At 64.5% G+C, this 24289-nt stretch carries 18 protein-coding genes and 1 tRNA gene; 14 read left to right on the forward strand and 5 right to left on the reverse strand.

Annotated features, from left to right (window positions below; translation table 11 throughout):
• Positions 1–104: 104 nt before the first annotated feature.
• On the reverse strand, positions 105–3695 hold the full coding sequence (locus tag UC35_RS15275) for an indolepyruvate ferredoxin oxidoreductase family protein (RefSeq protein WP_061501157.1): 3591 nt from the start codon (positions 3693–3695) through the stop codon (positions 105–107).
• A gap of 122 nt (positions 3696–3817) precedes the next feature.
• On the opposite strand from UC35_RS15275, the gene UC35_RS15280 reads away from it, so the two are divergent.
• The 6 genes from UC35_RS15280 to paaE all read left to right on the forward strand — a co-directional run bounded on the left by UC35_RS15280 (position 3818) and on the right by paaE (position 8271).
• On the forward strand, positions 3818–4318 hold the full coding sequence (locus UC35_RS15280) for an Lrp/AsnC family transcriptional regulator (RefSeq protein WP_061501159.1): 501 nt from the start codon (positions 3818–3820) through the stop codon (positions 4316–4318).
• Between the two features lie 53 nt (positions 4319–4371).
• Entirely contained in the window at positions 4372–5379 is a 1008-nt protein-coding gene (gene paaA, locus UC35_RS15285; protein WP_061501161.1) for a 1,2-phenylacetyl-CoA epoxidase subunit PaaA, read from the forward strand.
• A gap of 131 nt (positions 5380–5510) precedes the next feature.
• The gene (gene paaB, locus UC35_RS15290) at positions 5511–5804 is read left to right on the forward strand and encodes a 1,2-phenylacetyl-CoA epoxidase subunit PaaB (protein WP_061501163.1); all 294 of its coding nucleotides are present in this window, start codon (positions 5511–5513) and stop codon (positions 5802–5804) included.
• Positions 5805–5815: 11 nt separating this feature from the next.
• Complete coding sequence (gene paaC, locus UC35_RS15295; protein WP_061503859.1) at positions 5816–6592, forward strand: 1,2-phenylacetyl-CoA epoxidase subunit PaaC; 777 nt, start codon at positions 5816–5818, stop codon at positions 6590–6592.
• Positions 6586–7086, forward strand: a complete 501-nt coding sequence (paaD, locus tag UC35_RS15300) for a 1,2-phenylacetyl-CoA epoxidase subunit PaaD (protein WP_061501165.1) — start codon at positions 6586–6588, stop codon at positions 7084–7086. The genes paaC and paaD overlap by 7 nt, the downstream gene beginning before the upstream one ends.
• A gap of 90 nt (positions 7087–7176) precedes the next feature.
• Complete coding sequence (gene paaE / locus UC35_RS15305; RefSeq protein ID WP_061501167.1) at positions 7177–8271, forward strand: 1,2-phenylacetyl-CoA epoxidase subunit PaaE; 1095 nt, start codon at positions 7177–7179, stop codon at positions 8269–8271.
• 33 nt (positions 8272–8304) lie between these two features.
• Here paaE and UC35_RS15310 read toward each other — a convergent pair whose 3' ends face one another.
• Positions 8305–9333: a DUF2279 domain-containing protein gene (locus UC35_RS15310; protein WP_145979489.1), complete on the reverse strand. Its 1029-nt coding sequence runs from the start codon at positions 9331–9333 to the stop codon at positions 8305–8307.
• 389 nt (positions 9334–9722) lie between these two features.
• Positions 9723–11126, reverse strand: a complete 1404-nt coding sequence (locus UC35_RS15315; RefSeq protein WP_193788633.1) for an alpha/beta hydrolase — start codon at positions 11124–11126, stop codon at positions 9723–9725.
• A 1203-nt stretch (positions 11127–12329) separates the two neighbouring features.
• Between UC35_RS15315 and UC35_RS15325 the strand changes: the two genes are divergently transcribed.
• The 3 genes from UC35_RS15325 (at position 12330) to UC35_RS15335 (ending at position 16212) form a co-directional block, all read left to right on the forward strand.
• On the forward strand, positions 12330–14918 hold the full coding sequence (locus UC35_RS15325) for a DUF4214 domain-containing protein (protein WP_082793266.1): 2589 nt from the start codon (positions 12330–12332) through the stop codon (positions 14916–14918).
• A 121-nt stretch (positions 14919–15039) separates the two neighbouring features.
• Complete coding sequence (locus UC35_RS15330; RefSeq protein WP_061501178.1) at positions 15040–15702, forward strand: hypothetical protein; 663 nt, start codon at positions 15040–15042, stop codon at positions 15700–15702.
• 144 nt (positions 15703–15846) lie between these two features.
• On the forward strand, positions 15847–16212 hold the full coding sequence (locus UC35_RS15335) for a hypothetical protein (protein WP_145979490.1): 366 nt from the start codon (positions 15847–15849) through the stop codon (positions 16210–16212).
• A 1050-nt stretch (positions 16213–17262) separates the two neighbouring features.
• On the opposite strand, the gene UC35_RS15350 is transcribed toward UC35_RS15335, so the two are convergent.
• Positions 17263–17859 (reverse strand): hypothetical protein, encoded by a 597-nt coding sequence (locus UC35_RS15350; protein ID WP_061501184.1) that lies wholly within the window; start codon positions 17857–17859, stop codon positions 17263–17265.
• Between the two features lie 243 nt (positions 17860–18102).
• Positions 18103–18178: transfer RNA gene (locus UC35_RS15355), tRNA-Thr, on the reverse strand.
• A gap of 386 nt (positions 18179–18564) precedes the next feature.
• Between UC35_RS15355 and UC35_RS23200 the strand changes: the two genes are divergently transcribed.
• From UC35_RS23200 to UC35_RS15380, 5 genes are all read left to right on the forward strand, one after another.
• On the forward strand, positions 18565–19386 hold the full coding sequence (locus UC35_RS23200; RefSeq protein ID WP_415752708.1) for a MotA/TolQ/ExbB proton channel family protein: 822 nt from the start codon (positions 18565–18567) through the stop codon (positions 19384–19386).
• A gap of 32 nt (positions 19387–19418) precedes the next feature.
• Complete coding sequence (locus UC35_RS15365) at positions 19419–19844, forward strand: ExbD/TolR family protein (RefSeq protein ID WP_061501186.1); 426 nt, start codon at positions 19419–19421, stop codon at positions 19842–19844.
• Between the two features lie 11 nt (positions 19845–19855).
• A complete protein-coding gene (locus UC35_RS15370) occupies positions 19856–20293 on the forward strand; it encodes an ExbD/TolR family protein (RefSeq protein ID WP_061501188.1) in 438 nt (145 codons plus the stop codon).
• Positions 20290–20949, forward strand: a complete 660-nt coding sequence (locus UC35_RS15375) for an energy transducer TonB (protein ID WP_145979491.1) — start codon at positions 20290–20292, stop codon at positions 20947–20949. The genes UC35_RS15370 and UC35_RS15375 overlap by 4 nt, the downstream gene beginning before the upstream one ends.
• Before the next feature lie 319 nt (positions 20950–21268).
• Positions 21269–24208, forward strand: coding sequence for a TonB-dependent receptor (locus UC35_RS15380; RefSeq protein WP_082793271.1), 2940 nt, complete (start codon positions 21269–21271; stop codon positions 24206–24208).
• Positions 24209–24289: the final 81 nt, after the last annotated feature.

Consider the following 24289-nt stretch of genomic DNA (forward strand, 5'->3'; position numbering starts at 1 on the left):
GTTTGGCGCATCAGCCACCCGGCAATCAATGTGCCCAGGCGAGCTTCAGCGCCGTGCCTGCGCTGCGTGCCCCGGCGCGTTCGGCCAGCTCAATCCCGACGCGCTCATGCCGACGCGGTGACGCGGATGCCGCGGATCTGCCCGGCCTGGGGCGTGCGCTCGGGCCGCGGATAGGTCGCCGGATCGAAGCGGTACAGCAGCTCCGCTTCACGGACCTGTGCCAGCGCCACGTTGGCCAGCTTGACGTGGCCGAAGCCGCGCATGGCCAGCGGCAGCGCGGCAATCTCGGTCGCGGCCTTGAGGCGCGAGGCGTCGAGCGCCGGCAGCAGCGCCTCGATGCGGTCGCGGTAGTTGGCGATCAGCTGGCGCTCCATGCGGCGCTCCTGCGTGCGGCCGAACAGGTCCAGCGGCGTGCCGCGCAGGCGCTTGCCCCATGCCAGCAGCTTCATCGCCGGCATCATCCACGGGCCCAGGCGCAGTTTGCGCGGCGCCTGCCCATGGCGCGAGCGGCTCAGCACCGGCGGCGCCATGTAGAACTCCAGCCGCAGCTCGCCCTCGAACTGGTGCTGCAGCGCGCGCCGGAACTCGCCGTCGGTGTAGAGCCGCGCCACTTCGTATTCGTCCTTGTAGGCCATCAGCTTGAGCAGGCTGCGGGCGACCGCCTGCGACAGCGGCAGCGACGCATCGGCGCCCAGGACCCGTTCGCGTTCCACCACGCGCCGCACGAACTCGGAATAGGACTTGGCGTAGGCCGCGCCCTGGTAGCCGGTCAGGTGGGCGACGCCGCGCGCGACCAGCGCCTCGAAGCTCTCGCGCACCGGCTCGGGATGCACCGCCACCTGCTCGTCGTCGGCCAGCAGGGCCTGGATGGCTGCGGGATCGGCCGCCGCCAGGCGGCCGAGCGAGAGGGCCAGCTTGTTGTTGTCCACCGCAACACCATTGAGTTCGATGGCCCGCAGCAGCGCCGGCAGGCTCACCGGCACCAGGCCGCGCTGCCACGCATAGCCCAGGCACAGGATGTTGGAGACGATCGAGTCGCCGAGGAAGGCTTCGGCCAGAGCCTGTGCATCCAGCGTCTCGACGAACTCGTGCCCCGCGGCGAAGTCGAGCTTTTCCAGCAGCTGCGGCACCTTCAGGCTGGCATCGGGATTGCGCAGGCTTTCCGCCACCGGGACCTCGTGCACGTTCGCCAGGATCTGCGTCCGGCCATGGCGCACCGTGGCCAGCGCCTCGGGCGAGGCGCCCACCACCAGGTCGCAGGCCAGGATGGCGTCGGCCTGCTGCGTGTCGATGCGCACCTGGTTCAGGCGCGAGGGCAGGTCGGCCAGCCGCACGAAGCTCAGGACCGAGCCGCCCTTCTGCGCGAAGCCCATGAAGTCCAGCACGCTGGCGCTCTTGCCTTCCAGGTGGGCGGCCATCGAGATGAGCGCGCCCACGGTCACCACGCCGGTGCCGCCGACACCGGTGACCAGCAGGTCGTAGGGCGCGGTCCAGGTGTGGGGGGCGGGCAGGGGCAGGGCATCGACGCGGCGGGTGAAGTCTTCGGCGCCGCCGGCGAGCGCGCCGGCCTTCTTGCGCAACTTGCCGCCGACCACGCCGACGAAGCTGGGGCAGAAGCCCTTGACGCAGGAGTAGTCCTTGTTGCAGCTGGACTGGTCGATCTTGCGCTTGCGGCCCAGCGGCGTCTCGGCCGGCAGCACCGCCACGCAATTGCTTTGCACCGAGCAGTCGCCGCAGCCCTCGCATACGCGTTCGTTGATGAACACGCGTCGCGCCGGGTCGACCAGCTCGCCCTTCTTGCGCCGGCGGCGCTTCTCGGCGGCGCAGGTCTGTTCGTAGATCAGCACCGTCACGCCCGGCACTTCGCGCAGGCGCCGCTGCACTTCGTCCAGCGCATCGCGGTCGTGGAACTCGGTGCCGGCGGGGAAGCGGTTCCTGATCGCGTCGTACTTGGCGATGGCGTCCGACAGCACCACGACCTGCTTCACGCCTTCGGCTTCCACCTGGCGCGCGATCCCGTCCACGCTGATGATGCCGTCCACCGGCTGGCCGCCGGTCATGGCCACCGCGTCGTTGAACAGGATCTTGTAGGTGATGGTCGAGCGGGCGGCGACCGCCTGGCGGATCGCCAGATAGCCCGAGTGGTAGTAGGTGCCGTCGCCCAGATTCTGGAACACATGCGGCACCTTGGTGAACATGGCGTGCGAGACCCAGTCCACGCCTTCGCCGCCCATCTGGATCAGGCCTTCGGTCTCGCGGTTCATCCAGCTGGCCATGAAGTGGCAGCCGATACCGGCTTGCGCGTGCGAGCCTTCCGGCACCCGGGTCGAGGTGTTGTGCGGGCAGCCCGCGCAGAAGTAGGGCAGGCGCTTGACACTGTCGCTGTCGTTGGCCAGCAGTTCGGGCAGGGTGAAGTCGCGCACCAGGTGGCGCCGGTCCAGGTCGGGGTAGTGCGCCGCCAGCCACTGGGCCACCAGCTCGATCAGGCGCGAGGGGCGCAGCTCGCCCAGCGCCGACACCAGCGGGCGGCCCTGCGCATCCTGCTTGCCGACGATGGCCGGGCGCACCGGCTGGTTGTAGAACATGGTGCGCAGCTGGTCTTCGACGACCGCCCCCTTTTCCTCGATCACCAGCACTTCCTCGAGACCGCGCGCGAACTCCTGCATGCGCGTCGGCTCGAGGGGGTAGGTCAGGCCCAGCTTGTAGATGCGCACGCCGTGCGCCGCCAGTGTCTCGGGCGAGATGTCCAGGCGGCGCAGCACCTCCATGAAGTCGTAGTGCGCCTTGCCGGCGGTCACGATGCCCACGGTGGCATGCGCGCTCTCGACGATGTGGCGGTCGATGCTGTTGACGCGGGCGAAGGCGCGCACCGCATCCAGCTTGGCATGCAGCCGCTGCTCGATCACCAGCGATGGCAGGTCGGGCCAGCGGTAGTGGAGGCCGCCGGCCGGCGGCGCGTAGCCGGTGGCCTGCATCACGGTGGCCGCGTCCTGCCAGGCGGCCACGCGCGCGTTCACCAGGTCCAGGTCCACGGTGGAGGCGCTTTCCACCACCTCGGACAGGGCGGTGAAGCCGACCCAGTTGCCCGAGAAGCGCGACAGCTGCCAGCCGTACAGGCCGAACTCCAGGTACTCGGCCACGTTGGCGGGCGACACGATGGGCGCGTGCCAGGCCTGGAAGGCCTGGTCGCTCTGGTGCGGCATCGAGGACGACACGCAGCCGTGGTCGTCGCCCGCCACCATCAGCACGCCGCCGTGGGGTGAGGCGCCGTAGGCATTGCCGTGCTTGAGCGCATCGCCGGCGCGGTCCACGCCCGGGCCCTTGCCATACCAGAGCGCGAACACGCCCTCGCAGGTGCGCTCGGGGTCGGCTTCCACCCGCTGCGTGCCGAGCACGGCGGTGGCGGCAAGCTCTTCGTTGATGGCAGGCAGGAAGCGGATGCCTGCCGCCTCGAACTTGCTTCCGGCTTTCCACACGGCGAGGTCCACCATGCCCAGCGGCGAGCCGCGGTAGCCGCTGATGAAGCCCTGGCTGTTCAGCCCCGCCGCCGCATCGCGCTGGCGCTGCATGAGCATGAGCCGCACCAGCGCCTGGGTGCCGGTGAGGAAGATCGCGCCGCCGGTCGCCCACAGGCTGTCGCTGAGCTTGTAGTCGGGCCGTCGCAGCGGGGTGGGTGCAAAGTGGGTCTCGGCCATGGTGTCCCAGCCTGAAATCAAAGGGGTAAAGCTTAGGCACCTGGCGGGGAAATTTGGTTCTCTTTTCTCCGGCTCAAGGATGTGGCGGAGAATATCCTTCCTCGATTCGCTGGAAATCAAGAATGGATCAACTCGACCGCCATGACCTGGCCCTGCTGGCCGAGCTGCAGCGCGATTCGCGCCAGACGGTGCAGCAGCTCTCCGCGGCCGCCGGCCTGTCCAGCACGCCATGCTGGAAGCGCGTCAAGGACATGGAGGCCAGCGGCGTGATCCGCGGCTACACGGCGCTGGTCGATCGCGAGAAGGTGGGCCTGTCGCTGTGCGTGCTGGCCGAAGTCAACCTGACGCGGCACAACGAGGACGACGTGCGGCGCTTCGAGCGCGAAGCGGCCGCCTGCCCGCAGATCGTGAGCTGCTACGCCACCACCGGCCAGGCCGACTACATGATCAAGGTACTGGTCGGCGACATCAAGGCCTATGACAGCTTCCTGCACGAGACCCTGTTCAAGCTGCCCGGCGTCACCCATGTGCGCTCCAGCGTCGTGCTGCGGGAGATCAAGTCCGACACGCGCCTGCCCTTCGACTCGCCCCGGCCCAAGGCTGAGCCGAAGCGGCGGCGCTGAGCGTACACAAGCCATCGTTCGGAGTTACCCTTACGAGCGCCACAGGAGACTGCATGTACACGCAAGCCATGGACACCGCGGGCAAGGATGAGTCCAAGCCCAAGGCCGTGCGTTCGGCCGAGGAGATGAAGCGCGAGGACCAGTTCGAAGCGCGCATCGACGCCGGCGATTTCATCGAGCCCAAGGACTGGATGCCCGAGCACTACCGCAAGACGCTGGTGCGGCAGATCAGCCAGCACGCGCATTCCGAGATCGTGGGCATGCTGCCCGAGGGCAACTGGATCACGCGGGCGCCCACGCTCAAGCGCAAGGCCATCCTGCTGGCCAAGGTCCAGGACGAGGCCGGCCACGGCCTGTACCTCTATTCCGCCGCCGAGACACTGGGCACCTCGCGCGACCAGATGCTGGAGGCGCTGCACGCCGGCAAAGCCAAGTACAGCTCGATCTTCAACTACCCGACGCTCACCTGGGCCGATGTCGGCGTGATCGGCTGGTTGGTGGACGGCGCGGCGATCATGAACCAGGTGCCGATCTGCCGCTGCTCCTACGGGCCGTATGCGCGCGCGATGATCCGCATCTGCCGCGAGGAAAGCTTCCACCAGCGCCAGGGCTTCGACAGCCTGGTGGTGATGATGGAAAAGGGCACGCAGGCGCAGCGCGACATGGTGCAGGATGCGGTCAACCGCTGGTGGTGGCCCTCGATCATGATGTTCGGCCCGCCCGACGACCAGTCGCCCAACTCCGCGCAGTCGATGCGTTGGGGCATCAAGCGCGTGTCCAACGACGAGCTGCGCCAGCGCTTCATCGACGCCACCGCCGAACAGGCCCAGGTGCTGGGCGTGACGCTGCCGGATCCCGCGCTGAAGTGGAACGAGCAGCGCCAGCACTACGACTTCGGCACCATCGACTGGAACGAGTTCTGGCGCGTGATCGCCGGCCACGGCCCCTGCAACCGCGAGCGCCTGGCCGCGCGCGTGAAGGCCTGGGAGGACGGCGCCTGGGTGCGCGAAGCCGCGCTGGCGTATGCGCGTGGTCAGGAAACGCAGGCGCAGGCCGCATGACGGACTTTCACCTTCCCCCTCCGGGGGAAGGCAGGGATGGGGGCGCTTTCGGCCCTTTGAGATGAGCCGTGGAGCGCCCCCACCCCAACCCTCCCCCGGAGGGGAGGGAGTAAGAAGACAAGGAGAAACACATGAGCGACGTGCAGCAGGAATGGCCCCTCTGGGAAGTCTTCGTGCGCAGCAAGAGCGGCCTGGACCACAAGCACTGCGGCAGCCTGCATGCGAGCGACGCGAAGATGGCGGTGCAGATGGCGCGCGACGTCTACACGCGCCGGCAGGAAGGCACCAGCGTCTGGGTGGTGCGCTCCGACCATATCGTCGCCAGCGACCCGGGCGAGAAGGACATGTACTTCGACCCGGCCGAGGACAAGGTGTACCGGCATCCGACCTTCTACAAGCTGCCCCAGGCTGTTGACCACATGTGAGCGGGCGCCTCATGCAAGCCAACCCCATCCGCGTCAGCCATGAGCCGAAAGTGCAGTACCTGCTGCGCATCGGCGACACGGCCCTGATCCAGGCGCAGCGCCTCGCCGAGTGGAGCGGCCACGCGCCGCAGGTCGAGGAGGACATCGCGCTGTCCAACATGGCGCTCGACTTGGTGGGGCAGGCGCGCGCGGTGCTGACGCAGGCGGGCGTGCTCGAGGGCGCGGGCCACGACGAAGACCAGCTCGCCTTCCTGCGCGAGGAGCGCGACTACCGCAACGTGACGCTGGTCGAGCTGCCGCGCGGCGACTTCGCGGTGACCGTGCTGCGCAACACCATCATGGCGAGCTTCTTCAAGCTGCTGTGGGAGCGGCTCGCGGCGTCCAGCGACGCCGAGCTGTCCGCGATCGCCGGCAAGGCCGTCAAGGAGGCGCGCTACCACCAGCGCCATGCCGCCGACTGGCTGGTGCGCCTCGGCCGCGGGACGGCCGAATCGAAACGGCGCGTGGCCAAGGCGCTGGACGACCTCTGGCCCTATGCGGCGGAGCTGTTCGCTTCCGACGCGGTCGACGAAGCCGCCGCGCAGGTCGGGCTCGGACCGCGCTGGGGCGACCTGCAGGAAGCCTGGGCGGCCGAGATGACGGAGATCCTTGGCGCCTCCGACCTGCCCGTGCCGCCGGCGACGCCCTTCCTGTCGACCGGCAAGTCGGGCATCCACAGCGAGCACATGGGCTTCATCCTGGCCGACCTGCAGTACCTGCAGCGCGCCTTTCCGGGAGGCATGTGGTGACGCGTGCCGAACGGGCCTGGGCCGTGCTGGACGGCGTTCCCGATCCCGAGGTGCCGGCGCTGTCGGTGCGCGACCTCGGCATCGTGCGCGACGTCATCGACCATGGCGGCGAGCTGGAGGTCGTGCTCACGCCCACCTATTCCGGATGCCCGGCCACCGAGGTGATCGAGCAGAGCGTGCTGGCGGCGATCGAAGCCGAAGGGCTGGGCCCGGCGCGCGCGACGCTGCGGCGCGCGCCCGCCTGGACGACCGAGTGGATCAGCGAAGAGGGCAAGCGCAAGCTGCGCGAGTACGGCATCGCGCCGCCCGGCCCCCTCATGCCCGAAGCCGCGGTGCCGATCCGCATGGTGCGGCGCACGCCGGCCGCCATCGCCTGTCCGCACTGCGGCAGCATGCACACCGAGCAGTTGTCGGCCTTCGGTTCCACCGCCTGCAAGGCGATGCACCGCTGCCTCGACTGCCTGGAACCGTTCGAGTATTTCAAGCCGATCTGACCATGAAGCCCCCACGCTCATCACTGCGTGTATTCGCTGCCCCCCGAGGGGGCCGGGCCTCCTTTGGGGCGGCCCGGCAGGAGGCCTGACATGAGCAGCGTGCTGTTTCATTCCCTGCGCGTCAAGGCGATCCAGCCCGACACGGCCGAAGCGGTGGTCGTGTCCTTCGAGGTGCCCCAGGAGCTGCGCGAGGTGTTCGGCTTCACCCAGGGCCAGTACCTCACGCTGCGCAAGGAGATCGAAGGCCAGGACCTGCGCCGCTCCTATTCGATCTGTGCCGGTGTCGACGACGGCGAGCTGCGGGTGGGCGTGCGCAAGGTGAAGGGCGGCGTGTTCTCCAACTGGATCAACGAGCACCTGCAGCCCGGCGACACGGTGAACGTGATGGCGCCGCAGGGGCGCTTCTTCGTGCCGATCGAAGCCGAATCGAAGCGGCACCACGTGGGCATCGCCGGCGGCAGCGGCATCACCCCCATCCTCTCGATCATGAAGACCGTGCTGGCGCGCGAGCCGGCCAGCCGCTTCACCCTGATCTACGGCAACCGCAGCCTGCGCTCCACCATGTTCAAGGAGGAGATCGAGGACCTGAAGGACAGGTACATGACGCGGCTGGTGCTGCACCATGTGTTCTCCGATGAGCACACCGACGCGCCGATCAACATGGGCCTGATGGACCGCGGCAAGATCGAGGCCTTCCTGGGCACCGTCGTGCCGGCTGCGGGCATCGACCACGCCTACATCTGCGGCCCGTTCCAGATGAACGACGAGGCCGAGGCGGCGCTGCTGGCCGCCGGCGTGCCGGAGGAGGGGGTGCACGTGGAGCGCTTCGGCATCGCCCAGCCGGCGGCGGGGGCCGGCCAGGTGGGCGCGGTGGTGCACGAGGCCAAGCCCGGCGACGCCGAGCAGGCGCGCATCACCATCATCCGCGACGGCCTCAAGCGCGAGATCCAGTTCTACAAGGACCAGCCCAGCATCCTCGACTGCGCCTCGGCCGCCGGGCTCGAGGTGCCGTTCTCCTGCACCTCGGGCGTGTGCGGCACCTGCCGCGCCAAGGTGATGGAAGGCGACGTGCGCATGGAGCGCAACTTCGCGCTCGATCGCCACGAGGTCGCCGCCGGCTTCGTGCTCACCTGCCAGGCCCATCCGATGACCGAACGGGTGGTGCTGTCGTTCGACGAGCGATAGCGCGCGGCAGCGTCGGGTCGCAGAAGCTTCGGCTCAGTCGATCCGGAAGTCCGCGTACACGGCTGTCGGGAACTGGAACAGCTCGAACGCCAGTTCGGCCGTGCGCTGAACCCGCGTGGTGCTCTTCTTCCCCTGGTAGAAGCCGTCGGCCAGCACGCGCGACAGGTTCAGGCTGAGGCCGACGTAGACGTCGCGCCGGTGCTCCAGGCCCGGGTGCTCGTAGCCGCGCGCCTGGTAGCCCAGCGAGAGCTCCAGGTAGCGCAGCACCGGCCGGTTGCGCAGAGCGTCGAAGCCGTCGGCCTTGGCCACCAGCAGGTAGCGCTGGCCGGAGTAGTCGCTGAAAGGCTTCCAGTGGGCCGACTCGGCCGACTTGCTGTAGCCCAGGCGGAAGTCGAACTTCTCGTCCAGTTCCGGGTGCGTTTCCAAAATCACGCCCAGGGCGGCGCCGGCGATGTTCATCGCCTCGTCCTGGGGACTGAAGCGGTACTGGTTCGAAAAGCCGTCCGCGACCTCCACCGCCGTGAAGACCGCCGCGGTGCTCAAGGCCGAAAGCCAGATGGCGTCGCCGCGGCTGTTGCCTGCCGCCTGGAACACCTGTGTGAACGCCCGCACGTTCGCGTAGTTCGCGAACATGTGGCCGAACTTGTCCATGCCGCCATGGGGCGTGTTCTCGCCGAAGAAACCTTCGTTGGTGGTCTTGAAGCCGCCGCTGAAGCCTTCCTGCCACCAGTTGCTCATGCCATAGGCCGCCACGATGAGTGCGCCGGCGCCGATGATCACGGTGTTGCGCAGCCTGAGGTCCTGGTGCCACGGCGGCGGTGGAAGCGCGCCCGGCACGCCCGCCGGAGGTGCGGACACCTGTGCCAGTGGTCCGTAGATTTCGAGCTTTCCGGTCTCGTTGGCGTCCTGCTGCGCGGCGGCCGTGCCGGCGGCGAGCAGCCCGCAGCCCATCACGCCGGCGGCCGCGAGGCGCTTCCACCGACAGCGCGGCAAGGCGCAGGGCACGTTCTGGGCCACAGCGCCCAGCGGTTCAGGCTGGGGTTCGGAAGGGCGGAGGGCCACGGCTGGGTTTCCCGCGGAGGGAAGGGCTCATCGGTTATACCGACAAAGCCGCATTCCGTGTGGCAGCGATGGTGAGATCAGCGCATCAGTCGCCAAAAAGTGAAAGGCCCCTGACCGCGAAGGACAGGGGCCTCGTATTGGTGCTGGAGAGATGGGGGTGCCGCGAGCTGGGTCCGTTTGGGGTCTCTCAGCAGCCGCCGGCCAGTGCCGGCCGAGCGGCCGCGCCCCTTCGACGCGGAGCTACTTCTGGATGAACTCCTGCAAGCGCCGAGCTATATGCCAAGGACATCCTAGGTGGGGATCCAGTCTCAGCTACTGGGGCCGCCCTATAAGGAGGCGCGGTCACAACACAGAAAGCGAAGATGCCCACGAAGATGCCGAAGATGTGTTCATTGCGCGAATTGCCAATAGGGCCCAGTCGGGCTAGCCACCTGGCGCAGCCCGAAACGTTCAGACGCCGGCTTGCCTGTCTTCACGATGTAGAAGATGTCGGACAGCACGGTCCTTCGCTCGGCGAAATACGAGTGCCCCAGCAGTGACGTGTCTACCCCAGTGGCGTCCACCGTTTCAATCCCGGGCAAGACAACTAGGCCGGGCCCCGAGTCGCCAAGTCGGGGATAGCCGTGTACCTTTTTCGACAGCTGCAAGGCTCGGTCCTCAGAGGACGCGTAGATCGTTGTCTGTCGACCATTCATTTTCAGCGCTGGTGCGATGTCACGCTTGAAGACACGAGCGTCTATGTCAGGCGCAGCCAAGATGATCTGCGCCAGCTTTTCTTTGTGCGCTGGCTTGTCTCGAAGCAGCCCAAGTACCGCGCCTGCCAGCCCTCGTGAGCCCATGCTGTGGGCTATGAGGAAGACGCGCCTTGTATCCGGCAGGCTCAAGTAGTCATCCAGAAATGCTCTAAGGTTCCCTTCTGCCCACTCCATTGATTGCTCATCTATCGTGTAAGCGGCCTCTGACGCCCGAGATGGCCAGCTATAGAACATGGGAGCGCCGTCGAAGCCAAGGTCATATGCAATCTGTGCAGTGCGCCTGGCAGCATCTTCGAACGATACGTTGTAGCCGTGCACGAACACGAAAGAGGCGCCAGAACCTTTGTTGGTCAGTCTGCGGACCTCGGCGAACAGCTCGTGTTTCGACGTCAATCGAGTTTCGAGAATCGAGACATGCTTGTCCGGAGCTTCCCAAAACTGCAACTTTCTAAGAGATGGTCGCTCTATTTCGCCCAGCCGGTGGTCCCGCGGAATGCTGATGTCGCAGTAGCCGTATCGAACGCGGTCGGCAGTTGAGCCGAACACAGGTTTCTCATCGGCGCGAGAAGTGAGACCTCGATCTGAGGCAAACAGCGTGCGGACAACCGCGAAGTTCTCGTGGACCGGTCCCACCGGTGCCTGCTTGAATTGTGGCGAGCGCCGTCGCGTCAATTCCGCCAACGCCCGTTCCGCATCCTCCGCCCGCTCCGCCTCTGCCCGCTCTGCCACCGCCCGCTCTGCCACCGCCCGCTCTGCCACCGCCCGCTGCGCCGCCGCTTGTTCTTGCGCCTGAGCCCGTCTTGCCTCGGCACGTTGCGCCTTCAGCCATGGCGCTTCCCACCGTGGCACCGGTGATCCGGTGACTTCAATGCGCGAATCATCGGAACCAGGCAGCGCTGGTGCGCGCGACTCACCGGGGGGACGGCTGAACTCCTCCACTGTGGAACCTGACAGCGCCAGGGCCAGAAATAGCAAGACGAGCACGACAATCACCGCGCTGCCACCTAGCAGTGCGAGCAACCGGACCTTTCGGGTCATTTGTTTTTTCTCCTCAACCTGAAGGTAACAGATTGTTGCTTCGCAGGCCAGCAGGAGACGCGCAGCGTCATCGCGATCGAGCGCGCAGACTGGGACCAGTGGCTAAGGGGATCGGCTTCGGAAGCGCTCGCCTTGGTGCGGCCACTGCCGCGAGACCTCATTCGACATGAGGCCGCAGATCCAGCTCAGGAAATTGCCCTGCCGGCGTAGGTAACGGATCGCTCCTGCAGGCCCGCGTTGTCGAAGTGAAAGGCCGCGTGTCGGTGAAGGCAAGCTCACTTGCCTTGGTACGCTGCTGCCGCGCAGCTTTCCCGTGCCGACATCTCTTTTATGGGGCGACACCTTCTTTGCGCCACTTCCATTCTCTTGCGCCATTCGAGAACGGTTATGCCAAGAATGTGCGCCGACCTGCACTCGAAGGACATTAGCCCGCATTTATTGTGAAACCCCGGGGGCAGGCCTATCGGCTCGGGCAACGCCATCCGGGCGCAGCTCACGGAAGCGTGGCAGGAGATCAAGCCTGTCCTTCTGGACAAGGCTAAGGGCGGCGACATGGCGGCCATCCGAATCGTTGCCGAGCGGGTCTGCCCTCCCATCCGGGCTAGCGAACCGGCGGTGCCGATCACGCTTCCGCAGGGGACGCTGACGCAGCGTGCGGAGGCCATCCTGAACGGGCTTGGGGATGGGGAACTTAACCCGGGCCAGGCAGCGCAACTGATGCAGGCGATCAGCTCGCTGGCAAAGGTGATCGAGACAGACGAATTGGCGCGTCGCATTCAAGCGCTGGAAGCGAGGAACAAAAGAACCTTGAGAGACGAGTTGAGCAACTGGAGCAGCTTATGGGCACCCCCGATGACTTCATGCTTGTCGTCATCAGCACTGTCGGTTGCGACCCAGACAAGATCGGCCCTGAGCGCGCCATCTACTACGAGGCGACAGGGTACAGGGCCGCTGGGCGAGACCGGGAATGGATACGAGAACCTGGCGAGTCTGTGGAGGCCCTGAAAGACCGTGTCGAATCGGATTTGAAAGCGGAAGGGCACAAGCACTTCGTGGTGCACGAGTGCTACGGCCCGGAGCAGGCTAGTCCGGCCGAACAGGCAATCCGACGCCCGGCGGCGGCATGGCGACTCCTAGTGACAAATCACGCGGTTGGGTAGAAGATGGCTCAACAATACCGCGCTGAGACACAGGAGAACGGGGATGGCAAATCCGGGGATGGGGACTTTCCAGCTGACGGGTGACTCGATCATCGATGCGACGACGCACGGCTACTACTGGGTTCTCGGCCCGGACAGAACGATTGACTGGGCCATATCTGGTGGTCTAGCCGGCGAGATCTGGAACCGTCCAGCGGACCTTGTTCAAACCATCGGCGGAATTCTCAATACGATTTCGTATTTCGCTGACGTCAAATTCAACTACGTTGGCTCCTTCAGCTCTCCGAGTGCGGCTTACCTGGCAGGTTCAGAGATAACCATCACCCTGTCCGGATCCACATCCATCTTCCCAAGCTCGAATATCTGGGCACGCGGCTACTTTCCGACCCTGAATGGCGCAACTGGCTATGCCGGCCAACCAGGCGATGTATTCCTGAACATCAACAGCCAAGCAAACTTCCTTTCCACGTACGCCCCAGGAAGTGCTGGTTGGTTTGTGTTCTTGCATGAACTGGGACACGTCCTCGGCCTGAAGCATCCTCACGATGATGGCGGGACCGGGCGACCGACGCTGGCACAGATTGGCCTGGGAGATTTCGACACTGACTGGGTGACCGTCATGTCATACCGGGACGACTTCAACTGGAATCTGAGAGCTTGGGATCCGATCACGCCGATGATCTTGGATGTCCTGGCCCTGCAATACGTCTACGGCAGGAACATGTCCACCAATGCCGGCGATTCGGTCTTGGAGCTAGCGCGCATTGGAGCCTACGGCACTCTTTGGGACTCTAGTGGGAACGACACGGTCGTCGTCACGAATGCTCCAGAGGGTTGGACCATTGTGCTGCCGAACATCCAACTTTCGTCTTTGGTGGCAACCAAAGCTGGCGTCGCTTTCCCAACAGCGGACAACTACCTGCCATCGCCGACGACGTTTTACTGGCTAGCAGGCGACATTGAAAACGCAAATGGCTCAAGCTATGCGGACACCCTCATAGGGTCCGACCTAGACAACCGACTGCAAGGCGGCGCCGGCAACGACTACATGGATGGCGGCGAAGGCAACGACGTGTTTGACTGGGACGCGGGTTCCCGCGGCGGCGCTGACACGATGGAAGGAGGCGGCGGAGACGACGTCTACGTCATCGACTCGATAGGCGACGTCATCATCGAGCAAGCAAACGGCGGCACGGACCGAGTGTGGAGCCCGCTGAGCTATTCGCTAGTAGGGACGAACATCGAGGAATTGGGCGCGCTCAGTGGCGCCGGAAACCTGACGTTCCGCGGGAACGAGTTCAACAACCGAATTGGGACAGGCGCTGGCGCAGATTCGATTTTTGCCAACGGCGGCAACGACAGCCTTTACGGGGGGCTGGGCAATGACACTCTTGACGGAGGTGCAGGGTTCGACCTAGCAGTGTTCGATCGACGGTTGACCGGCATCACACGAAGCGGGCAGTTCTTCGTTGCCACGAGTGGCGACGGCGTAGACCAGCTGATAAATGTGGAGCGTCTGCAGTTCCAGAACGCCAACATCGCCCTCGATCTCGACGGCTCGGCCGGCCAGGCATACCGTCTCTACCAGGCGGCCTTCAATCGCTCGCCCGATCTCATGGGGCTGGGCTTCCAGATGGCGCAGCTCGACAACGGCGCATCGCTCGCTCAGGTAGCCGGCAATTTCATCGCGAGCCCTGAGTTCCAGGCTACTTACGGGGCGCTCAACAACACTCAGTTCGTCACGCTTCTGTACCAGAACGTGCTGCACCGCGCTCCGGACGCGGATGGCCTGAACTTCTGGGTAGCTCACCTGAACGGCGGGATGTCGCGAGCCGTGGTGCTGACCGGCTTCTCCGAGTCCCCGGAGAACAAGGCCGCGCTGCTGCCCACAATCACCAACGGGATCTCGTATGGGATCGAGCGCACCGGGACAGCCAGCTCCAACAACCTATCAGGCACCGACGCCGCGGAGATGCTCAATGGCTTGGCAGGCAATGATTTGCTGACGGCCAACGGCGGAGACGACACCCTCCTTGGGGGCGATGGCAATGACACCCTAGTAGGCGGCACCGGCAACGACACGATCTCTGGCCAACTCGGGCTGGACATTGCTTCGTACGCAGCCGCCTTCTCCAGCCTGAAGATCACTCACACCAACGACGGGAAGTTCACAGTCACCGACCAAGTGGGCAGCCTGGGGATCGACCTTCTCGATTCAGTCGAGCGCCTGGTTCTATCGGACTTGCGAGTCGCGCTGGACATCAATGGCAATGGGGGCATGGCCTACCGGCTGTACCGGGCAGCGTTTGACCGCACTCCCGATTTGCCGGGGTTGGGCTTTCAGATTGGTGCGCTGGACGGTGGGCTTACCGTCAACCAAGTCGCGGCCAACTTCATTGCCAGTCCCGAGTTCCAGACAAAGTACGGCGCGCTGACCAACACCCAGTACGTGACGCAGCTTTACCAAAACGTGTTGCACCGCGCCCCCGATGCCGGCGGCCTAGCGTTCCACGTTGGAAACCTCAACGCAGGCATGTCGCGGGCCGACGTTCTCGTTGGTTTCTCGGAGTCCCCCGAGAACAAGGCGGCAGTGATCGGTGTCATCCAGGACGGAATTACGTACACCGTCTGAAGCCGAAAGCCGAGAGCGGCGGGGCGAGGCCACCCGGGCGCCGTCTTCTTCCGATGGTAGTTTCGCGCGCCGACGTGCGGTCAGATACACTGAACGTTCTCAGTATTCGAGGAGAGAGGGCATGATGATCCGCGAGGTGCTAGTGCACTGGCTAAAGCTTGCGCTCATCCTCGGCGGCCTGGTTGCCGCCCATGTCACTCTTCACATCTATGCCACCACGTCCTTTGCCCAACTTTTTGCGCCCACGTACGTTCCATTGACCGAGGCTGAGGCGCAGGAGCGGTATCCCTCGCACGTCGCAAGCGTTCAGGCAGATCAAAAAATCTGGATAAAGATCGACTGCTACAGACGGCATCCGTTTGGGGGACTTGAATACTGTGACGAGCAGGCCGAGGCAGCGGTCAGGGCGGCGCCAAAACCGCCGCTGTCCGACGTGCATAGCGAACACAAGAAGGCCTACCAGAACAAAGAAGTGATTCCGTTGGTGAACATATTCCGCGAATATGCGCTCCCCGGTATCTTTGGCCTTTTCTACGCGGCAATAGTACTGTCGGGCCTGTGGAGCGTTGTGCGATGGCTCGCTGGCCTAGGGCTTGGCGCAAAGCTGTCCTGGATTCCCCGGGCACTTAAGACGCTGAAGGCGCGGCACTCAGGTCGCAAGCTACGCAAAGCAGTGCGCGACTTCAGCGACTTGGCAGCCCTTCACCAGAACGGCCTGATTTCCGACGAGATGTTCTCGAGGAAAAAGGCTGAAATCAAGGCCGGTCTCAAAGCCGACAGCTGATCACTGCCCTTAGGGAACAGCGACTGCGCGCTCACTCTAGGATAAAGCTCCCGCCAGCGACGGGATTGACTGCCTACGCGCTTGGCTTGGCACAGGGCTATCGTGTTCGCACGCGGCGAACTCTCGCCCGCAGGAGAACGGTCCGTGGGATCTCGGTTCCTGATTGCGATAGTGGCTCTGGCGCTTGTCGGTTGCGTGGACGGCATCGACGTCACGCTTCGCGATCGCGATCTGGAACGAGTCGCCACTCGGTTCGGCAACCTCGCTGATTCCTGCCTGATCGACGTTCGCGACAACAAGCTGCCTTACGCAAGGTCGGCAAACTGCAGGGCCTTGGGAGAGGTGAGCAAGGAATACACGAGCCACAGCGAGGTGCTCCTGTACTACGACGACCGGTCTGCACCCCGTCACGCCTACCTGGCAGCCAGCGCCAAAGCGAGGGCATGGAGTGCTGCGACGCTGTCGAACGCCTGGTTTCGGAATCAGCCTCCGGTCGTGTCGCTGTGGTAGTCCCATGCATCGGCTGAACGGTTGGCAGCGAATCGGCATCGTCCTTTCGGTAGCGTGGGCTGTCTTCCTGGCCGGTGTGACCGTGGTGGACCTAAATAGCACGTTTAACGAGGAACTGGAGCGGTGGAAAGGCTGCCCTCGGCTAGGTCCCCATCACTTCGCGACGTGGGAGGATGCAAAAACCGGAAAGCCGATCACCCTTCACGAAGACGGTGAAAAACGTGTGAGCTGCTTTGTGGTTCAGCAGCGGGCAGCTGCGCTCTTGCGAGACGCAGGCGCTGGGTTGATAGAGCCTCGGATGACAGTAATGAGCAGTCAGCTGGCTTTCGCAGTTTTGGTTCCCGTAGCCGCTGTGTGGCTGCTGGTGTACCTCGTCGTCGAGCTGACTCGATGGGTCCTCGACGGCTTCCGGAAAGGCCGGAGTAGTGCCTAGTCGGCGGCCATCTGGCGGTTAGCGGCGCGGCTCAACTCAGCTATGGACTCTTGGCGGGCGCTGCAGTTGCCTTTCGCATCTTTCGGCATTCCCGAACATCCACCAAAGTCTTGAACCGGTGGTCATCGACTTTGAGCCATTGCATGTTGGCCGGCGTGTCCTCGCCTCCAGAGCAAAGTGGCTTTACATGGTCCACCTGCCAGCCAGGGCACGCCCCACGGCGCTCGCCGGTACTCGGACAGGGGTTGGCCCGCTTGAACGCTAGGACGGCTGCTGCAGAACGCTCTGTCGCTGAAACCACGCCAAGACCCAGTCCAGCAAGCGCCAGAGCAAGTAGACCGCCACGTAGAACACGTAGAACAGAAGAGCAGCCAGCAAGGCCGTTCCGACCGCCTGCCACTGCCTTGAGACCGCGCTCGCGTTGTCCGAGTGGAATAGCTTGCAAGCTCGATAGTGATCCCCTGGAGCCCTTCTAACGGACTGCTCCCCTCGCGCGACTACAAGCAAACTTAGGGTCTGCGGTGAAGATGCTCAGAAGGTGCTCAGTCTTAAAAAGTGAGCATCTTCAGCACCTTCGGGCAGATCGAATACCTTCGGATTGCGATTCCTGGTGAAGTTCAATTGCAGGTCGTTGCCCGCGCTCCGTGCCTGAATGTGGTTGTGCAGATCACGATAGAACCGTCTTGCATGACAAAGCTGTCCGCACGGCCAGCGGCGGTTGCGCTGGTCGAGGAGCTCCTCGCACGACGACGATAGTCTGTGATCATCGCCTCCTGCGCCTCGTCAATCTTTCGGTTGTCCGCGTCTGCTTTCTCCCACGCTTCGCGCACGCTCTCCTCGTAGCTCTTGCGTGGAGGCTCATTGCTTTGGGGCCTTCGGTCAAATTCAGTCTTCAGTGAGACGAATTTCCCTTCGCACACAGAGTCAACCGCGGTCTCCTTGGCTGCCAACGACGCGGTCTTGGAATCGAGGACGGCCACCGCGGCCTTTACTTCGGGGACATACCAAGCGCGACCGGTGTCAATCGATATCCGGCAAGAGCTGATGCGTTCGTTGGCGATCCGGACATTCCGCGCTTCGTCCGACTCAGGTCGGAGCCTGAACCAAAAGAAGATGAGACCTAGAACAACAAAGCCGAATAACAGGGCCGTCTTAACCCTCTCGGCTCTCTGCTTGGCCCGTTGCTCTTCCAAGAACTTCTCAACCGCCGTCATTGATACTCCTCCCTCGCGTCTCTTGCCAGCCCGTCAATCATGATCGCTAAGCGAGAGCTCATCATCCCCCAACACAACGCTCGCCAGGACTGTCATCACGGCGCGGTCGACTCGAGGCAGCAGGTGGCTTGAGGTCAGCGACCGCTACGCCACGCCATTGTGAAATGGGGCTTACATCCGCCCTTACATCGCGTCCAAGAAAAAAGCCTGCTATCGAGTTGATAGCAGGCTTTCCTTTGTGGATGGTGCCGGAGAGATGAATCGAACACCCGACCTTCTCATTACGAATGAGCTGCTCTACCGACTGAGCTACACCGGCTTTTCTTGTTTGAGCCTCAGATTATAGCCTGAGCACCGGGGCGTCCCTCTCAGCCGCCAGTTTGTGGATTAGTTGGCAGTGGCTGCATGCCCGGCGCATTCAGAGGAGAAATCTCAGTATTTATCCTGATCCGCGGCGGATGGGCTGGCTGGTCTTGCCCCGTACCGACAAACTATACTCATGGGCTTGGACAAGGCGGGCGCCCTATCCGGGGGCCTCTGGTTCAAGAAGGCCTGTGGCGGCTTGCCGGATGCCACACGTTCACGCGAGCTTGTTGCGATCCCACCGGGCGCCATTGGCTCATAGCGCTTTTGAACCACAAAAGACTCTCAAAGGAATTCATCTTGCGGACCTCGGCTCTACTTTCTCGCGCGGCAGTGACTGCACTGCTGCCCCTTGCAATCCTCTTCAGCGCGCCTTCCCACGCGCAACAGCCGGCGCCCGCGCCCGCTGCCGTGGCGCAAGCCGACACCGGCGCGGCCTCTGCCGCCGCTGCTGCTGCCCAGCCCGCATCCGCCGCCAAGAAGAACGGCGCCACCGAAGCGGTCGAGAACCCCTACGGCCTGGAAGCCCTCTGGAAGGGTTCCGACAGCATTGCCCGCTTCGTGCTGATCCTGCTGGCGATCATGAGCGCTGGCAGCTGGTACATCCTGATCACCAAGCTGCTCGAGCAGTCCAAGATGAACCGCCATGCGCGCACGGTGGACAAGGCCTTCTGGGGCCACAACACGGTCACGGCCGGCGCTGCCGCCCTCGAGAAGAACAGCGCCTACCGCTTCATCGCCGAAGCCGGCGCCGCCGCCACCAGCGACCATGGCGGCCTGAAGAGCCACATCCCCATGGGCGACTGGATCCCCATGAGCATCACCGCGGCCGTGGACCGCGTGCACGCCAACACCCAGGGCGGCCTGGCCTTCCTGGCGACCGTCGGTTCGACCTCGCCTTTCGTCGGCCTGTTCGGCACGGTGTGGGGCATCTATCACGCGCTCACCGCCATCGGCATCTCCGGCCAGGCTTCGATCGACAAGGTCGCCGGTCCGGTGGGCGAGGCGCTGATCATGACGGCCATCGGCCTGGCGGTCGCGATCCCCGCGGTGCTGGCCTACAACTGGCTGGCCCGCCGCAACAAGGCCGTGATGGACGAAGTGCGTGAATTCGCCGACGAGCTGAACGCCGTCATCGTGGGCTCGGCCGGCAAAGCCGCCTGAAGCTCGCACAGCGAATAATCGGAGACTGAGCCATGGCAATGGCTGTCGGACCGGCGTCGGACGACGACGTCATCTCCACCATCAACACCACGCCCCTCGTGGACGTGATGTTGGTGCTGCTGATCATCTTCTTGATCACGATTCCGGTGGTCACCACCTCGATTCCCGTCACGCTCCCCAAGGAGCGCGTCGAGGTGCGCGAGACCAAGCCGGAGAACATCATCATCTCGGTGGACACGAGCGGCGGCATATTCTGGTATGACCAAAAGATGCCCAATACCGACGCTCTGGTGGCCAAGCTGAAGACCGTCTCGAAGATGACGCCCCAGCCCGAGGTGCAGATCCGTGGTGACCTGAGCTCGCGCTACGAAGGCGTCGGCAAGATCCTGCTGGCCTGCCAGCGCGCCGGCATCACCAAGGTGGCCTTCATCACCGAACCGCCGCCGCTGGGTGGTTGAGGACAGGTCACATGAAACTCAGTCTGAAGACCAAGGGTCGCCGCTTCGGTGCGGGCGACCCGGAAGTGATGATGGACATCAACACCACGCCGCTCATCGACGTGATGCTGGTGCTCCTGGTGATGCTGATCATCACCATCCCGATCCAGCTGCACGCGGTCAATCTCGAGATGCCGGTGGGCACCCCGCCGGCCAGCAACATCAAGCCGGAAAAGGTGCAGATCGACATCGACGAGAACAGCACGGTGTACTGGCAGGGCCTGCCGGTGTCGGCGGCTGAACTCGAAGAGAAGATGAACGTGGTCAGCACGATGAACCCGCAGCCGGAAGTGCATATCCGGCCGAACAAGAACTGCCAGTACGCGGTGTTCGCCAACGTGCTGTCGTCGTCCAAACGCAAGGGGCTCGGGAAGATGGCTGTGATCGGCCACGAGCAGTTCGTCCAATGAGCGCCATGGCCGTCGACAACTCCATCCCGCTGCATCACCGCAAGTACGGCGCCAAGGATCCGAAGCGCCGTGCCGTCGGCTGGGCCGTCGTGATCCTCGTGCACGCCCTCGTGCTGTGGGCGCTGATCACCGGCACCGCGCGCGATGCGCTGAAGATCATGAAGAAGCCGATGGAAGCCGCGGTGATCCAGGAAGTGATCATTCCGCCGCCGCCGCCTCCGCCGCCCCCGCCGAAGGAGATCGTCAAGCCGATCACGCCGAAGGTCGAGGCCCCGCCGCCGCCCTTCGTGCCGCCGCCGGAAGTGACGCCGCCGAGCACCGCGCCGGCCATCACCTCGGTGCAGACGCCGCCGCCGGCACCGCCGGTGATCGCGCCGCCGCCGCCGCCCGCCGCCCCGGTGGGCCGTCAGGAGATGGGCGTCGCCTGCCCGAACCAGGTCAAGCCCGAGATGCCGCGCCAGGCGATCAAGGAAGGCATCGAAGGTTTGGTGAAGGCGCAGGCCACGATCCGTGGCGGCAAGGTGGTCGAGGTCGCCGTCCTGGCCGGGCCGCGCGTCTATCACAACGCCGTACGCAACGCCATGATGCAGTACGGCTGCGTCAGCGGCTCCGGTGACATCATCGCCACGCAGGAATTCAACTTCCGTATCGAGTAAAAAGTTAGCAAGCGGGACTTCGGTTCCGCTTCTGCTCACATAGCTTCGAACACCCCTGTCACGCCGGTCTCTTCGACCGGTGCGACAGGGGTGTTTTGCATTGGCGCATGTGCAATTTCACGCGCAGCGCAGGGGCCGATGTATTTGGACAACAGACGCCTGCATTTCGGGTATTCGGCGAGTGACGTGGATGAGCTACAAGTGTAAAAACTCCCTTCGGACGATTGCGTACCAAACGACGTTGCGAGGGGCCGCGTCCGCGATGGTTGGGTTTTAGCCCGACCGATTTTTTTTATGCAGGAATAAGTCTGGAGAACTCATGAGAACCGGCACACAAAGGTTTAAAAAGACGGTGGTCTCGCGCGCCATACTCTCGGCGCTGTGCGGCACCGGGGCGCTGATGGTTGCGCAGGACACCCTTGCGCAACAGGCTGCGCCAGCGGCCGCGCCGTCATTGCAGCGCGTTGAAGTCACCGGATCGAACATCCGGCGCACCGACACCGAAGCGGCATCGCCCGTCCAGGTGATCACCAAGGAAGATATCGACCAGTCCGGCAAGGGCACCGTCGCCGAGTACCTGCAGACGCTGACCGCGGACTCGCAAGGTTCGGTGCCGTTCACCTACGGCCGCGGCTTCTCGCAGGCTTCCGCGGCGGGCATCTCGCTGCGCGGCCTCGGCGCCAACGCCACCCTGGTGCTGATCAACGGCCGCCGCGTCGCGCCGGCCGTGCTGGCCGACGATGCGCAGCGCACCTACGTTGACCTGAACCAGATCCCGCTGGAAGCCGTCGACCGCATCGAAGTGCTGAAGGACGGCGCCTCCGCCATCTACGGCTCTGACGCCGTGGCCGGTGTGGTGAACATCATCCTGAAGAAGAGCTTCGTCGGCACGGTGGCCAAGCTGACCTACGGCATTTCGCAGGAAGCAGACGGCAACGAGCCGCGCGTGGCGATCACGCATGGCCGCGGCGACCTGGACAACGACGGCTACAACTTCCTGGTGAACTTCGAAGCCGGCAAGAAGGACGCCATCTACTACAAGGACCGCACGGACCGCAACCAGGTTGGCGTCGGCGCGATCGCGCAGATCCCCGGTTCGCCCTTCAACCCGAACGGCACCAACAACAACAACACCGGTACCGCCAGCGGCCGCCTGGGCGGCGCGGGCTGGATCCCGGTCGACGCCAACGGCGTGCGGGTGAACAACCAGTACACCAGCTCGGTGATCGGCAACGTGCGCGATGCCGCCGGCAACTACTTCAGCCGCGGCGCCTTCTTCCCGGGCGCGCAGACGTATTGCAACGCGGTGGCCAACGTGCCGCAGAACAACCCCGCCGGCGGCTGCCTGGTGGACCTGTGGCGCTCCGTGGGCATCGTGCAACCCGATCACCAGACGGCCAACCTGTACGGCCGCTTCACCAAGAAGCTCAATGCGGACACCGAGCTGTGGGCCGAAGCCGCCTGGTACGGTTCGAAATCCAACATCGCCCGTACCAACGTGCAGACCGCGTCCGGCTACTTCCTGCCCGACGGCACCGCGGTCTCCCGTGCCACCACCTCGCTGATCGGCGCCAGCCATCCGGACAACCCGTTCCCGGGCGCCGCCCGCCGCATCGGCTACAACGTCTCGCTGGAACCGGCGATCGGTGCTGACACCAGCCACTCCGAGAGCGATTCCTACCGCGCCGCCATGGGCCTGAAGGGCACCTGGGGTGCATGGGACTACGACAGCGGGATCTCCTACTCCACGGCTCGCCAGACCGACACCGCCGAGCGCCGCATCAACATCGCCGTCATGGACGCGCTGCTGAACCCGACGGCCGCGAACGTCGCTGCCGCACAGGCTGCCAGCCCCGCCTACGCCGCGCTGCCCCCGGGCACCGTGTGGCGCATCGGCGAGAACGCCGGCCTGAACTCGGCTGCCATGTACAACGCCATGCTGTCGGACCAGTCGCGCAAGGGCTATTCCACGCAGTACGGCGCCGACCTCAAGGTCTCGCGTGAATTCGGCAAGCTCGACGGCGGCCCGATGGGCGTCGCGATCGGCGCCGAACTGCGCCACGAGGAAAGCGACCTGCCGCTGTACAACGGCCTGGGCCGCTACCTGGGCCTGTCGCTCACCAAGTACTCCGGCAAGCGCGACATCTTCGCCACCTACGGCGAAATCCTGGCGCCGGTGACCAAGCGCATCGAGGTGAGCGCCGCGCTGCGTTACGACGACTACTCCGACGCCGGCAGCGCCGTGACCCCGAAGATCGGCGCCAAGTTCAAGGCGGCTGACAACCTGGCGCTGCGTACCACGTTCGCCCAGGGCTTCCGCGCACCGTCCTTCACCGAGAACGGCATCAACTCGATCGCCGCCTTCGGTGGCGCCACGGTGAACGACCCGGCGCGTTGCGCGGCCGCTCCGACGCTGCCCGTCATCAACTGCCAGGGCGTTGCGCCGACTTTCGTCCAGCGCGGCAACCCGAGCCTGGAGAACGAGGAGTCCACGAGCTTGACCCTGGGTACGGTGTGGGACATCACGCCCAAGACCAGCGTCACCCTCGACTGGTGGCAGATCAAGCGTACCGGCCTGCCGGTGATCGAGGACCCGCAGTCCGCGATCAACGCCGGCCGCTTCGTGCGTGACCCGGGCACCTCGGCCGCCCCTGGCGACCCGGGCGGCATCCTGACCGGCTTCGTGCAGTTCGTGAACTCCGCGCAGAGCCGGACGAACGGTATCGACCTCGAAGCCAAGAACCGCTACGACTTCGGCAACGGCTGGGGCCGCCTGACCACGAACCTGACCTGGACGCACCTGTTCGAGCAGAGCGTGAAGGACGCCAACGGCACGGTTCACTACTACGAAGGCACGCACGGCGATTGCCACATCACCAACTGCATGGGCACGCCGAAGGACCGCGTGAGCATGGCGATGACCTGGGATATGAACCGCTGGCGCGCGGGTCTGAACATGAACTACCGTGGCAAGATGGACATGCGCGAGGAAGCCGGCTTCCCCTGCTACAGCGTGGCCATCACTACGGCCGGCATCAACGTTCCGAACGACTGCAAGCTGGGTTCGTTCACCACGTTCGATCTGTCGGGTGCCTACAAGTTCGGCGACAAGACCGAAGTGTTCGGCTCGATCCAGAACCTGTTCGACAAGAAGCCGCCGTTTGACTACATGACCTACGGCGCGATCGGCTACAACCCGCTGGACTACTCCGGCGCGGTCGGCCGCTTCTTCCGCGTGGGCGTGCGTCACCGCTTCTGATGACGGACCAGGCGGAAGCATCTTCCGCCTGAAAGAAGACAAGAACCACCGCACGAAAGTGCGGTGGTTTTTTTTGTACCA

Source organism: Ramlibacter tataouinensis, from assembly GCF_001580455.1.
In the GTDB taxonomy this organism is placed as follows: Bacteria; Pseudomonadota; Gammaproteobacteria; order Burkholderiales; family Burkholderiaceae_C; genus Ramlibacter; species Ramlibacter tataouinensis_B.